This is a genomic window from Lacibacter luteus (assembly GCF_004118265.1).
Taxonomy (GTDB): Bacteria; Bacteroidota; Bacteroidia; order Chitinophagales; family Chitinophagaceae; genus Lacibacter; species Lacibacter luteus.
The window spans coordinates 190,347-204,231 of sequence record NZ_SDHW01000005.1 but is presented as its reverse complement, the minus strand read 5'-3'; the positions used below and the strand labels follow the sequence as shown (position 1 = coordinate 204,231).

Annotated in this window: 15 protein-coding genes; 8 read left to right on the top strand and 7 right to left on the bottom strand. The window is 41.2% G+C overall.

Annotation, left to right across the window (positions count from 1 at the left end; translation table 11 throughout):
* Positions 1-134 precede the first annotated feature (134 nt).
* Entirely contained in the window at positions 135-1,361 is a 1,227-nt protein-coding gene (locus ESA94_RS15900; protein ID WP_129131927.1) for a PQQ-dependent sugar dehydrogenase, read from the top strand.
* Between the two features lie 300 nt (positions 1,362-1,661).
* On the opposite strand, the gene ESA94_RS15895 is transcribed toward ESA94_RS15900, so the two are convergent.
* On the bottom strand, positions 1,662-2,774 hold the full coding sequence (locus ESA94_RS15895; protein WP_129131926.1) for a DUF2911 domain-containing protein: 1,113 nt from the start codon (positions 2,772-2,774) through the stop codon (positions 1,662-1,664).
* 128 nt (positions 2,775-2,902) lie between these two features.
* Positions 2,903-3,688, bottom strand: a complete 786-nt coding sequence (locus tag ESA94_RS15890) for an NIPSNAP family protein (protein WP_205755994.1) — start codon at positions 3,686-3,688, stop codon at positions 2,903-2,905.
* A gap of 104 nt (positions 3,689-3,792) precedes the next feature.
* Between ESA94_RS15890 and ESA94_RS15885 the strand changes: the two genes are divergently transcribed.
* From ESA94_RS15885 to ESA94_RS15865, 5 genes are all read left to right on the top strand, one after another.
* Complete coding sequence (locus tag ESA94_RS15885; RefSeq protein WP_129131925.1) at positions 3,793-5,091, top strand: M20 metallopeptidase family protein; 1,299 nt, start codon at positions 3,793-3,795, stop codon at positions 5,089-5,091.
* 21 nt (positions 5,092-5,112) lie between these two features.
* Positions 5,113-5,676: a Crp/Fnr family transcriptional regulator gene (locus tag ESA94_RS15880; RefSeq protein ID WP_129131924.1), complete on the top strand. Its 564-nt coding sequence runs from the start codon at positions 5,113-5,115 to the stop codon at positions 5,674-5,676.
* Between the two features lie 83 nt (positions 5,677-5,759).
* Entirely contained in the window at positions 5,760-6,185 is a 426-nt protein-coding gene (gene yiaA, locus ESA94_RS15875; RefSeq protein ID WP_129131923.1) for an inner membrane protein YiaA, read from the top strand.
* 131 nt (positions 6,186-6,316) lie between these two features.
* Complete coding sequence (locus tag ESA94_RS15870; RefSeq protein ID WP_129131922.1) at positions 6,317-6,637, top strand: carboxypeptidase regulatory-like domain-containing protein; 321 nt, start codon at positions 6,317-6,319, stop codon at positions 6,635-6,637.
* Between the two features lie 131 nt (positions 6,638-6,768).
* Positions 6,769-7,629, top strand: coding sequence for a L,D-transpeptidase (locus ESA94_RS15865; protein ID WP_129131921.1), 861 nt, complete (start codon positions 6,769-6,771; stop codon positions 7,627-7,629).
* Positions 7,630-7,644: 15 nt separating this feature from the next.
* On the opposite strand, the gene ESA94_RS15860 is transcribed toward ESA94_RS15865, so the two are convergent.
* Positions 7,645-8,142: a DinB family protein gene (locus tag ESA94_RS15860; RefSeq protein ID WP_129131920.1), complete on the bottom strand. Its 498-nt coding sequence runs from the start codon at positions 8,140-8,142 to the stop codon at positions 7,645-7,647.
* Between the two features lie 602 nt (positions 8,143-8,744).
* Here ESA94_RS15860 and ESA94_RS15855 point away from each other — a divergent pair.
* Positions 8,745-9,608 carry a lytic transglycosylase domain-containing protein gene (locus ESA94_RS15855; protein WP_129131919.1) on the top strand — a complete coding sequence of 288 codons (864 nt, stop codon included), beginning with the start codon at positions 8,745-8,747 and terminating at the stop codon, positions 9,606-9,608.
* A 61-nt stretch (positions 9,609-9,669) separates the two neighbouring features.
* On the opposite strand, the gene ESA94_RS15850 is transcribed toward ESA94_RS15855, so the two are convergent.
* Together ESA94_RS15850 and ESA94_RS15845 are read right to left on the bottom strand one after the other, a co-directional pair.
* The gene (locus ESA94_RS15850; RefSeq protein ID WP_129131918.1) at positions 9,670-10,350 is read right to left on the bottom strand and encodes a GNAT family N-acetyltransferase; all 681 of its coding nucleotides are present in this window, start codon (positions 10,348-10,350) and stop codon (positions 9,670-9,672) included.
* Positions 10,351-10,472: 122 nt separating this feature from the next.
* Positions 10,473-11,462, bottom strand: a complete 990-nt coding sequence (locus tag ESA94_RS15845; RefSeq protein WP_129131917.1) for a hypothetical protein — start codon at positions 11,460-11,462, stop codon at positions 10,473-10,475.
* A gap of 226 nt (positions 11,463-11,688) precedes the next feature.
* On the opposite strand from ESA94_RS15845, the gene ESA94_RS15840 reads away from it, so the two are divergent.
* On the top strand, positions 11,689-12,135 hold the full coding sequence (locus tag ESA94_RS15840) for a peptidylprolyl isomerase (protein WP_129131916.1): 447 nt from the start codon (positions 11,689-11,691) through the stop codon (positions 12,133-12,135).
* 230 nt (positions 12,136-12,365) lie between these two features.
* Here the strand turns inward: ESA94_RS15840 and ESA94_RS15835 are convergent, their stop codons facing one another.
* Both ESA94_RS15835 and ESA94_RS15830 read right to left on the bottom strand, forming a co-directional pair.
* A complete protein-coding gene (locus tag ESA94_RS15835) occupies positions 12,366-13,331 on the bottom strand; it encodes a Gfo/Idh/MocA family protein (RefSeq protein ID WP_129131915.1) in 966 nt (321 codons plus the stop codon).
* Between the two features lie 219 nt (positions 13,332-13,550).
* Positions 13,551-13,865 carry a GIY-YIG nuclease family protein gene (locus ESA94_RS15830; RefSeq protein WP_129131914.1) on the bottom strand — a complete coding sequence of 105 codons (315 nt, stop codon included), beginning with the start codon at positions 13,863-13,865 and terminating at the stop codon, positions 13,551-13,553.
* Positions 13,866-13,885 lie beyond the last annotated feature (20 nt).

Below are 13,885 nucleotides of genomic sequence, written 5' to 3'. Positions count from 1 at the left end.
GGATAATGTTGATTGAACCGTACCGGGCATTTCCACTACCATCATGCAACCAAACCGCTGTTTGAACCGTTTACACATTTCACCTGTTACACATTGCAGGTTTCATTATTTTTATTCCTCAAACAAAATTTACAATGAAGGCGAAACTTCTTCTTTACGGCAGCGCAATCCTTCTTTCGGGACATGCTTATGGTTGTGCTGATAAACCAACCAATCCTTATTCCGATACAACCAATCTTCCGCCGGTTGAAACAAGACCTGCAGGTACCGACTACAAACCAGCTTTCCCCGGTCAAACCAGAATTGGTGGTATTAAAACAACCACTGCATATAAAGTAGATCAGCTGGCTACAGCTATCGGTCGCCCATGGGCCATTGTGCCGATACCAGGTGGTAATTTCCTGGTTACCGACAAATCGGGTTTTATGCAGTTGTTTGATGGCAATGGAAAACTTATTAAAAAAATTACCGGCTTACCTGCTGTAGATGCATCGGGACAAGGTGGTTTGCTTGATGTTGCCCCCGATCCTGATTTTACAACAAACAAAACAATTTACTGGAGCTTCTCCGAAAAAACAGGTACGGTTAATCTGATGGCTGTAGCAAAAGGGCAGCTGAACGAAGCAACCGGCACAGTTGATAATGCAGTAGTGATCTTTCGTGCAACACCGGCTTTAAAAAGTAATGCACATTATGGTTCACGTATTGTGTTTGATAAAGATGGAAACATGTTTGTAAGTACCGGCGAACGTTCGATCCTGGAAGGTCGTGTACAGGCGCAGGATCTTGCATCGGGTCTTGGAAAGATTTTCAAGATCACGAAAGATGGAAAGCCTGCACCGGGCAATCCGTTCATTGGCAAAGCAGGCGCAATGCCCGAGATTTATTCGTATGGTAACCGTAACGTGCAAAGCCTCGATATTCATCCTGTAACAGGTGATTTGTGGGAATGTGAATTTGGTCCACGTGGTGGTGATGAGTTGAACATTATCAAAGCAGGAAAAAATTATGGCTGGCCAACGATCACTTACGGAACAGAATACAGCGGACAAAAAATTGGTGATGCTATTCAGCAAAAAGAAGGCATGGAACAACCCGTTTACTACTGGGATCCTACGCTTTCGCCAAGTGGTATGACTTTTTACAAAGGCAATGCTATTCCTGAATGGGAAAACAATCTGTTTATCGGTGGCTTAAGCGGTTCGCATATTTGTCGTTTAGTGATCAAGGATAACAAAGTTGTTGGCGAAGAACGTTTACTTGCCGATAAGCAGGAACGTTTTCGTGATGTGGCTTATTTCAACGGTATGTTGTATGCGGTAACGGATAATGGAAACATGTATCGCATCAGTAAGCAATAAGTAACAGCAGACATTTCGACTCTCTCCTTCGCTAAAGCTACGGAGAGCAAGTCGCTCACACTTCAACTGCGCTCAGTATATAACTAAAACGGGCGGCCTTTGGCCGCCCGTTTTAGTTATTATAAGACATGGTTTTCTTTTATCAATTTATTGAACCCACCCCTTTCAGTTATGCTGTTTGTTTAAGATTCTACTCCTCCTCCAAGGAGGGGATAAAGAAGCAGATTGTTCATCATTCAATTCTACGCCGAAACAATATATCGCTGCCCGCACTCATCATTCATTACTCATCACTCATCATCACAACGCCTTCCCCGCTTCCAAAGTTTTAATAGCAGCTTCCAGTGCTTTTTTATTGCCTTCGTCGGGCGATTGTGCCAATGCAAGTTTTGCATACTTCAATGCATTCTTCAGATCGCCTGATGCAGAGTAACCACGCATTAAACCGGCATTGGTTGGAAATGCTCCTTTGTATTTTTTATAGTTGAACTGAAACACTTCCATTGCTTCGTTTACTTTTTTCTGCGCAAGCAACTGCCTTGCATAGCCATGTATTTCAAGAGCAGTACCTGTTTCCATTGCTTCTTTCATCAATGCATCGGCTTCCTGTGTGCGGCCGAGTTTGGTTAACAGCCCTGCTTTGGTGCTTAATGCATTGAATGTTTTTACACCACCCAAGGTTGGTGCTACAGCGGTGTTGATCCAATGCAAAGCCTGTTCGAAGTTGACATTGTTTTGCAAACACCATTGTGCTCCTGCTTCAAGTGCAGGCGGATCGAAACCCAATGCACCACTGAGTTGTGTTTGAATAGCTGTAAGCGTTGTCTTTATCCTATCTACGCCAACTGTAAAGGGTATGCGCCAACGTTCCCACTCTACAGCAACTTCCACCGATTGTGCCGTTTGTTTGCTGAAGGTATATTCAAGACGCTCTTTACTTTCTTTCTGGTCTTTCTGTTGCTTTGTTGAAACACGTACAACATCCAGCTCTTTGTTGTAAAAATAGCTGCCCCATGCCTCAGTGTTTTTGTTGAAGATAAGCGTACAGCTGTCGGGGTAAAGTGCAATAAAGAAACCATACTTGCCTGCTTTCAAAGGCACACCGTTAATGGTTACATCTGTAGAAAATGTAATGCTGGTATTTTCATCTGCACCTGCACGCCAGGGACTTTCAACAACAGAGCCGTAACCTAAAATAGCGAAACCGTAATGTGCAATATCGGTTCCCCATATTTTTCCTTCACGACCTTTAACACCCGGTGAGTTGTACACAATATCAATATCGGTTAATGCAAGTTTACGGCTGATCTTGTTTTTATAATTTGCGCCGTTGTCGGGCAACTGCAAACGTTGCGTTGTTGCTGTATAGCTGATACCCATCAACACAAAAAAGAGAATAACAATTCTTTTCATAATAAGGTTGTTTAAAAAGTAAAAGTAATCATCTGCCTTACCAGGTAAAAACAGGCAGTAACAGCATTATGCCGTTTGTCATCGAAAGCAACAACAGTAAGCCTGTTTCTTTTTTACATGTTGAACAATCAGTAATCAGAATAGTCTGCCGGACGTAAAAACGTAATATCGATGTGTGATACATTGTTTTTATAAAACGGATCGCCTGAAAGTTTTTTCCATTGCGGATCGGCACCAAATGCTTTCCAGTGTGCATTACGGTCGTCCATGTTTTCAAAGCTTGTCATGTACATCAGGTTGGGCATTTTGCCGCCGGCAATTACTTCGCTGTAAAAAATGGCGTTGAAGTTGAGGCGTTTGAAAAGGCCGATTTCATCACCCTCATTAAACATGTGCACTTTATTACGGAAGATCTTTTCAGTTGCGCTTTCATAGCTGCGTAACTCGTACACACGCTCTTTCTTTGCCGATTGCAGATTCGGTTTCGTTAAGGTTGGTGCAAGATGAAAAGCTTTTAATAAAATAGTTTCAATGCGGCTGTAAGGAGCAGCAGTATAAACCGCATCAAGATATTCTTTACCCGCCTGCAGATAATCACTATCCTTTTCCAGCTTAGTTGTAATAGCCGCAAAGCTTTCCGTTGATGTTGCAGGAATCAACACATAGATCTGTTTCTGTTTCGCCGTATCGTTTGCAATGGCTTTAAAAACACCAATGCTTGAATAGTTCTGCCGGTGCAATGCAGGCAGCAATGCATGCTGCAAATAATTATCCAACAGTTTTTCCTGTTCGGCAGTTGTAAAATGATAAACCGTTAGTTGGTAAATGGATTGCTTTGCAGGTTTTAGCTGACTGCTGCTGAACAACAACAAAGAAGCCAGCAAACAAAAAAAGAAATTCATTTTCTTTCTCATGGCAATGATTTGGGTTGAAGATACTTCTTTCTTTAACGCTCATCCCTTTTCTGATTAAATAATAACTTCGCAGGCATCTGCCCGCAAACAAGGCTGTTTCGTTTATGAAAGTAGTTGCTGCATCATTTGCTTTTTCGCTCGTCGTTGGTTTTGCTGTTGCACAAACAAAACCGTTTCAACAACAAACAACGAAAGACAGTTTATTGTACAGCCAATGGTATCAACATCTGCATTCAAATCCTGAATTAAGTACCATGGAAGCTGCAACAGCTGCCTATCTTAAAAAAACAGTTGCTGCATGGGGTTACCAGATCACCGATTCGCTGGGTTACCACAGTTTTGCAGCTGTACTAAAAAACGGTAACGGCCCTGTTATTTATTACCGAACAGATATGGATGGTTTGCCTTTGAAAGAACAAACAGGCTTATCCTTTGCAAGTAATGCTACCATGATGCGTGCAAACGAATCGCTGCCTGTTATGCATGCATGCGGTCATGATATTCATATGAGTGTGTGGTTAGGTATTGCAAAACTAATGGCCGAACAACGCAATACCTGGAAAGGCACATTGGTATTGCTTGCACAATCGGCAGAAGAAACCGGGCAGGGAGCAAAGCGTATGGTAACGACTGCAAACTTCCAGCAATTACCAAAACCATCAAAACTGTTAGCCGTACACGATCACGCAAGTTTGCCTGCCGGTACTGTTGGTTTTTGCAATGGTTATATGATGGCTGCTGTTGACATGATGAATATTACGATTTATGGCAAGGGCGGTCATGGTGCTGTACCCGACCAGGCAATTGATCCGGTGTTGCTTGCTGCACAATATGTAACCGCTATTCAATCGATCGTAAGCCGCAATCTTTCTTCGAACGATCCGGCTGTAATTACTGTTGGTGGCATACAAGGTGGAAGTGCAGGCAATATTATTCCCGATAAAGTATTACTTCGCTTAACCATCCGTTCGTACAGTGAAACCTCCCGTGAATTGATCTTTAAACGACTTAAAACTATTGGCGATAATCTTGCAATTGCTGCAGGTTTGCCCAATGATAAATTGCCCACATACGATTTGCTGGATATGTCGATACCATCTGTTTACAACACACCCGCTTTCGGCGATCAGTTACGTTCAGTTGTTACAAAAAGAAACGGTGCTGCTGCAGTACAAAACGTATTGCCTGTTATGATTGGTGAAGACTTTGGTGTGTATGGAAGATATTTTAAAGATACACCCGCCTTTTTGTTATGGCTGGGCACTGCTGCACAAAACAGCAATGCAGCAGCATTACCTTCACTGCATTCGCCATTCTTTGCTCCTGCCTATAAAGAAACCATACCGGGAGCTGTGCAAGTAATAGCAGGTTGTTTAATTGAATTATTTGCAAACACGAAATAATAACTTACAACTTCACACATTATGCAACAACTGCTGATCCAGATCAGGCAATTTTCAACCATCAGTAACGAAACAGAAGAACTGCTGCATAATTGTTTCGAACAGGTAGTTTATCCAAAAAATCATCAACTGGTTACCGAAGCTGCGGTTTGCAGGCATTTGTATTTTGTAGAGAAAGGTGCTTTACGTGGCTATTATACACTCGATGGGAAAGAGATCACACATTGGTTTGGTTTTGAAAACGACTTTGTTACTTCCTTTCATAGTTTTATTACACAGGAACCGGCGGTTGAAAATATACAACTGCTTGAAGGAAGTATTTTATGGAGTATTTCAAAAGACACACTTACTTCCTTGTTCAACAATCATCCCGAAATAGAACGCATTGTACGCATTGCCTACGAAAAATATTATATCCGTTTGGAAGAGCGTTATGTGAATGCACAGTTTAAAACTGCTGCAGAGCGTTACGAACAATTGCTGAACGACTCGCCACACATTCTTGAGCGTGTGCCCTTAGGACAAATTGCTTCTTACCTTGGCATCAGCCAGGAAACACTCAGCCGCATTCGCAGCAGGCTTTAACAATTACAGTGTTGAGTTTTGATGTTTGTCAAAAAGTTTCTGCTACAGTGCAGATAGGTTTGCAGTACATCAAAAAACACAACATGGAACAGAAACAAAACCTTGGTCCTTCTCCCGCATTTATTGCAGCATCCTGGCTGGCATTGGTTGTTGGCATTACTGCTTTTCTTATTGGCTTGTTTAATGCAGATATGGAGCTGAATGAAAAAGGCTACTATTTTACTGTTTTACTTTTCGGTTTGTTCGCTGCTATATCTGTACAGAAAGCTGTGCGTGATCAGTTAGAAGGAATTCCTGTTACAACTATTTATTACGGGCTCTCCTGGTTCTGCACGATTGCAGCAATAGTTCTGTTAACCGTTGGTTTGTGGAATGCAGATTTATTGCGAAGTGAAAAAGGCTTTTATGCCATGAGCTTTACGCTGAGTTTATTTGCGGCTATTGCTGTACAGAAAAATACAAGAGATGCCAAACAAACAGAAGCAAAAACAAAAGATGAACTGTTATAAGATAAGTTTTTTTCAACGTAACTCATTCCCATTAAAGGCATCATGCTGTTGCTATACGAACAATTGACCGGCATGGCATGATGCTTGATTATACTTTGCAGACATCACTTTGTTCATTTAAACAACCGTATATGAAAGCAAAGTATTTATATGTTTTTGGCTTACTGATTGCGGCATTTTTCTTGTCGGCCTTTGTTGTACAAAATAACGGCACAATAAAAGGAATTGTTATACCGCCGGAAAATGCATTGCGGGCATATGCTGTAATGGGCACCGATACTGTTAAAAGCAATATTACAGATGGCTACTTTGAAGTAAGTAAACTTAAAGCCGGTAATTACCAGTTATGGATTGAGGCATTGGAGCCTTATCAGCATAAACTCATCACAAATGTTATAGTAAGAGAAGGCGAGTTTACCGATTTAGGTGAAATTCAACTCTCAGTTAAATGACCAATGAAAAACAGTTAAAGTAAAAGGGAATACAAGTGCTTGTATTCCCTTTTTTATTTGTACCAACACTGTCTGATTTTTTGTGGCACATGCTTTGCAAAACGCAGTTTACATCCATCAATCCAACGGTTATGAATACACGTACAATCCATATTACAGGTATGCTTGTAGTATGTGCCGCTGCATTTTTTCAATGCTGCCAGGTTACAGAAAAGAAAGAAATACCGAGAGAAAAAAAACACTGGAACAAACCTGCACGTTTAAGTTATCATTTGGAAAAATCAAAGGAATGGCTTGCTAAAAAACCTGCAGCATCAGAAAGAACAATTGTGCTTGCTGTAAACAGAACAGATGGTATTAACCTGACAAAAATGGATTCAATACTTGTGCCCGATGATTTAACCGGCGACCGTGCAATGTATCTTCACTTTCCTGCTGCTGTAACTTCGTTAAATGCTGTAAAGAAAATTCTTTTCTTCTCTTACCCATCACAAACATTTGCTGCCTACGAATATGGCGAGCTGGTGTACGCAGGTCCTACAAACATGGGACGAAAAGCAGACACTACTCCCACAGGTTTATACTTCTGCAACTGGAAGGCAGAAGAAACAACCAGCACGTTTAACGATGAGTGGGATCTGCGTTGGAATTTCAATATAGAAAACAAACTGGGTGTTGGTTTTCATCAATACGAGCTGCCGGGTTATCCGGCATCGCATTCCTGTTTACGTTTAGCAGAAGCGGATGCAAAACACCTGTACAACTGGGCCGAGCAATGGATACTGGATGATGATGAAAACCTCGTTGCAAAAGGAACACCTGTAATTGTATTTGGCAGTTATCCGTTTGATGCTGCAAAACCCTGGTTGCAGCTGATCAGTAATCCACATGCACTTGATCTTACAGAAGCAATGTTACAGCAAACAGCTGCCCCCTACCTTGCTGCCATTTTAAAAGAGCAACAAACAAGAGCAGCTGTCAGCAGTAATTAACTTTATGCAGTACTATCAGCTTGCTTGTTTCAGTAATAACAATTGTCCGATATGATTAGCCATGTGGTTGGTACGGCTGATCAAAACATTCAACCTGTTACGATGTGGTTCTTTTGCAAAATCTTCATGCGATACAGCCATATGTCTGTCGAGCCATTGATCAAGTGTTGTTGCATGAATATGTGAAGAGAGGGTAGTATTAACAGCCTGCAGCTTTTCTTTGAGCTCAGCAACAGAAGGTTTTTCTGCAGTTGCTTTATCCGGATTTTTGATGAACACTTCTTCTAATTCCGGAAACAACTTATCGCCCCAGCCAAGCAGCGGCAACATTGCATCACTTACAGCTGCAAGATGTCCGAGTAGATATACACCTGTATTTCTTCCGGGAGCAATTTCACTCTTCATTTGCTCGTCGCTCAACATATCAATAAGTTTGGTAAAATAATTATTCTGTGTATCCCATGCTGCAACCGTCATTTTAACGAGCAACGCTGCCTGTGTATTTGTTTCCATGTTTCCTTTGTTTCTTTAAAGATAAGAAGCGATAAAATAGCAACAAGAATATAAACGCAGTCCTTTTTCCATCAGCAACTAATTGTGTAAACATCTTATCAATAAATTTTTTTACAGCAATTAAAATGATGAATCGTCGCTGATTTTCGTTTCATAAGACCGTTGATCGCTATTAAAAAAACGATGCCCACTGCAATTATTCAGGACTATTAAATAAGACCTTACCATGTGTATTTGCGTACAATCCGCAGCAGACAAAACCACAAATTGCAGCATTTCAGTAGCTTAAAGATGAATAAGGAATTATTTTTTTGAAAAAATTTAATCATCGTATTTCTCCCTGACAGAATTGCTGTTGAAAACTTATTCTACTGTGATTCAGCTGTTTGTCGTGTCATCGTATTTTTTCATGGTCAAAAATTCGTTCATCGAAAGAATGCGCTCTAGTTTTGTAATCTCACTTTAGCACGATTATTGAAAATAGTGCGCCGTAACCCGATCAATCCTGGCTTTTTTGATCATTTCTTTCCAATTCTTTTCTGAAAAACTGTTTTAAGGAAGATCCATTTCCTATCCGTATCTCTTTACGAAAAAACAGTGTTATGAAAACAAAGCAATTAAAACGTTTTGGTTTATTGTGTATGCCGTTGGCCTTGCTGCAGCAAGCAGGTGCAACTGTTGCTGTGCAGCAGCCTGTATTGCAACAGGCAGCCTATGTTGTACCAACCGATTCGTTGAGCACAGCAAACAACGAACAACCTGCATTTATTCCAATGCATGCATCTGCTAAAAAATTTACAGCTGCTTATATTGATGAACACGATGAGTTGCTTGATAAAATAAAAGAGCAGAACAACAACAGTTTTCAACTCATTCGCAAATTGTTTATTAAAGAAGGCTTACCTGAAGAATTGGTTTATATGGCCGTTGTTGAATCGAAAATGAAAAACACTGCAACTTCGTATGCAGGAGCAGCAGGTATCTGGCAGCTGATGCCTGCAACCGCAAAAACATTGGGATTAAAGATAACTGCAGCAGAAGATCAACGCAGGAATATTTACAAAAGCACTGCAGCAGCAGCAAAATACTTAAGCAATTTGTATAGAGAATTTGATGACTGGTTACTTGCCATTGCTGCTTACAATTGCGGCAGCGGTAATGTGTATAAAGCAATTAAACATGCAGGCTCACGTGATTTCTGGAAACTGCAAAACTTTTTACCAAAAGAATCAAGAGATCATGTAAAGCGTTTTATTGCAGTGCATTTTTATTACGAGGAAAAAGGAAGTTTTGTTACGATGACGAAAAATGAACGCATCAATTACATTGCAGCATTGCCAAAAAACACCGGAGCAGAGGATAAGGAGGAAAAACAAACACCTGCAGCCCCATCTTCACAACCAACTGTAAACTGGGTATTGATCGCACAGCGTGATGGTGAACTGCATTTAGAATTGCGTAAATAATTTCAGTTAAACAACTATTCAATAAGAGCGGTCAAATAATGATCGCTCTTTTTTATTTGTGTTATAAACGCTTCATAAAATAAAAATACATTGGTCTTGACACTGCAAAGCCCAACCGTTCATAAACAGCAATGGCCCGTTCATTATCTGCACGCACATGCAGGAAAGGTATTTGTTGATTGTTTAAAATAATCTGCATCTGGTGCTGCATTAAAGCAGAAGCATACCCTTTACCCAAATGATCGGGATGTGTGCACACCGCACTTAGTTCTGTATAGTTAGCCACATGCAAACGCTGCCCCGTCATGGCAGCTAATTGACCGTTTACAAAAATGCCGTGATAAGAACCAAACTCAATGGTGCGTTTATCAAAAGGACCCGGTTTGGTAAGCCTTACCAGTTCGATCATTTCATCAACATGTGCAGTTGTTAAAGGAACAATGCTTGAGAAATCTCCATCAATAACATTGTTGCCTTCGTACACAAACTGCAACCCTTTTATTTCATGTTGTACTTGCCAGCCTTTGGGAATATCGATGGGTGTTGGCCTGGCAAATAAAATTCTACGGCCTTCAGGAAACATTGCATACAAGTCTGCAAAACCATTTTGATATTCTTCAGGGAAGCCTGCATACGGCGAAACTTCTGCATCAAAATATTTTATATTGTCTGTACCAAAACTTAACCGTTTATCACCTGTAGATAAAGCATTGAAGACGGGATTTTGCAAGAGATCATTCACAACGCAAAAGTAACAAGAATAAAGGGACAAGGTTCAAGGAATAAAGAACCAAGGCCCAGGCAACAACAACCAAAGAAATAAACCCAAAAAACAAACCGATAGCTATCGGATCAAATAACTTTCTACTGTTGCTCTTTACTTGTCTTGGGTTGTTCTTTTGGAGCAGTTGGTTTCTTTGTTGGCACAGGCACATCTCTTTGTATGCGGATGATCTTACGGATAACCTCAACAACAGGTGCACCAATACCCAAACGTTGTGCATTGGAGTTTGCAGGAACGGCCATTTGGTTTACCGGATCGAACAACAGATAATTTCCTTCCTGCATTCCTGTTGAGTCGAGTGTACCCTTGGGAACATATACCTGCACTTTCACCTGCTGGTAACCGTTAGGGAAGTAACGGAGATAATAACCGCCTGCCTGTTTATTCCATTGCTCTTTCTTATATGCTTCGTTATGCACAACAGATTTTTCACGGAGCACTGCTACACGTTCAAAAGACTCATATGTATTGGCACCCGATTCAAATAATCGTTTCATGCTCACCTGTGCACCCGTAATGCGTGCATCGGGTAAATGCTGTGCAACTGTTTTTACCACACCTGCTACCCCACCTTTCAATTGAAAGATCTGTTTACGTGTAAGCAACTGCTGTGCGGTTAACTGTACAGGCCATGAAAGTTTGTTATAATCAGAACCGCTTACAACCGACCATAACAAGAGTTGAATATTTTTTTGCTCAAGCTCCGGCTTTTGTAACGATGTACGTAACACAGTTTCAACAATATCTTTTCTGTTCGTTTGCAATGGACTTTGCAGGTAGGCATCCCTGTCTGTTGGATCGGGTGTGCCGGGTTGCAGACAGTAACTTTTATAAGTTGTTTCGTAATAACCTTCCTGCAATACAATTTGTCCTTCTTCTGTTTGCTGAAGTTCAGTTAATGGTTTGGGCTGCTCATCAATAAGCAGCGTATCAATTTGTATTGATGCAGTTATTGCAGTGTTACTATTTTTTTGCTGTTGACGGTTACTGCTGAGATGATCCTGCGAAACAGATGCACAGGCTGTAATAAAGAAAAGTAACCAAACATGTTTGAGTAGAGTTGCAGGCATACGGTACGATTTAGATGAATGTTGCTGCGAAATAAGTTCCGCATCAACCGGAATTGCAACTACAAAATAGAAAACGTTTGGCTGATGTAAAAGTTGTGGGTGGCAAAACATTGTTAAGATTGGGAAGTCGTAAACTACCGGCTATTTTCATCAGACAGAAAAATGCCCGACAGCTACCATTCAATTTGCAGCGAAATGCTACTTTTGCAGTCTTAAAAAAGGAACAATGAGCGAAATAAAATTAACAACCGGCGAAATACATACTGCCAAAGGCATTATGAAATTTGAATTGTATGATGATGATGCGCCTATTGCAGCAGGCAATTTTAAAAAACTGGTGAGCGAAGGTTATTACAATGGTCTGAAATTTCACCGTGTTATTCCCGACTTTATGATCCAGGGCGGATGTCCTGATGGTACAGGTGCAGGCGGACCAGGCTATACCATTCCCTGCGAATTAACCGGCAGCAAACAATTTCATGATCGTGGTGTCATGTCGATGGCGCATCGTGGAAGAAATACAGGCGGCAGCCAGTTTTTCATTTGTCATAACCGCAACGGTGTAAAACATCTCGACCGTAATCATACCTGCTTTGGAAAAATTACTGAAGGTTTGGAAGTGATTGATGCGATTCGTGCAGGTGATGTGATGGAGAAAGTGATACTGACGTAGAACTTTATTGATTTATTTTTTGAAAGTCTTCTGCTAAGCAGGAGACTTTTTTGTTTGTTGATTTCATGATACTGCTCCAATAACCTGTCATCCCGACGAAGGAGGGATCTGCCAGGCTTTTGCACTACTGTCAACAGATCCCTCGTGCCTCGGGGTGACAGATAATTTCAACTTCACCGCCTTTGCTGGTCGCCTGACCAGCATACAACTTAGCAAATGAATCATACAACCTACTTCACCATCTCATCCATCCACCGCATGATCTCTGCTCCTTCTTCTGCTGTACAGGGGTTGGATGCATTGCCTGAAAAATAATTTACTACTTCTGCAATCATCGGTTGCTGTACATGCTGCAAACGTTCGAAATCGAAACGGATGGTTTCATTGTTGCGATGCAGTGTAATGCTGTTATCATTAAAGAAACTGAAACGGATAGAACCATTGTTGCCGATGATCACACATTCATCACATGCTTCTGCTGCTGTAAAACACCAGCTGCCGGTAAATACAATGCCATTTTTGAAAAGCACTTGCCCATTCACAAGATCAGGTACAGCATAATAACCACCCTGGTTTACTGCAAGTCCATTTACAGATGCAGCACCTCCAAACAGGTAATACAAAATATCCAACTGGTGTGGAGCAAGATCATGAAAGAGACCACCGCCTGCAATAGCAAGATCAAAACGCCACATGTATTTTTCATCACTTAACTCGGCAGCAGTTGGCGCCTGTTTGAAAAAATTCAATTGTACCAAACGTACCTCACCAATAGCTTTTTCTGCAAGCAGTGCTTTTACTTTTTGAAACAAAGGCCATTGCCTGCGGTAATGTGCCACTGTGAGTTTTACATTGGCAGTATTGGCAGCATCTGCCATGTTTACTGCAGCTGCATAGTTCAGCGTCATGGGTTTTTCTACATACACGGGCTTACCTGCTTTGATGGCTGCCAGTGCATACGCTTCATGCGACGAAGGTGGCGTAGCAATATAAATGGCATTTACTTCTGCATCGTTGATGAGTGCTTCTGCATCGCTGTACCAGCGTGGTACGTTGTGCCGCTTTGCATAGTCTGCTGCTTTGGCTGCATTGCGACGCATGACTGCTACGAGTTTGGAGCCGGGCACTTTGTTGAAGGCAGGTCCGCTCTTTACTTCGGTTACATCGCCGCAGCCGATAATTCCCCAGTTGATCATAAATATGCTTCTTCTGTATTATAACTGTTTTTGAAAGACGAAAGGTATTGCATTCCTTGAATGATGATGAGGATGAGAGTTTCTTTTGTTTGATTATTTGTTGCTGATGCTCATTAGAGCTGTCATCCCGACGTTAGGAGGGATCTGCCGGATAGCAGTACTACTATTGAACAGATCCCTCGTTCCTCTGGATGACAGGAAAACTTGTGCTTTGTTACTTTATTCAACTTCATCATTTAAAAACTTCCATTCCGGATTAAACGAATTGATGAGTTCTTCTTTTTTACTCCTTCGCCAGCCTTTCAATTCTTTTTCTCTTTCAATAGCGTGCTCTATTTCACCAAAACGCTCATAGTAAATCAGGAAGTAAGCATTGTACTTCCCTGCAAAACTCTTGTATGTAAACGGCTTCGCATGTTCGTGGTGCTGAACAAGTCTTGTATAAAGATCATTGGTTACACCAACGTAAAGAACCGTTTTGTTTTGATTGGTTGTGATGTATACGAAGTAATTGTGTGTTCCGATAGGTTTCATGCAGTTGAAAATAATACAAA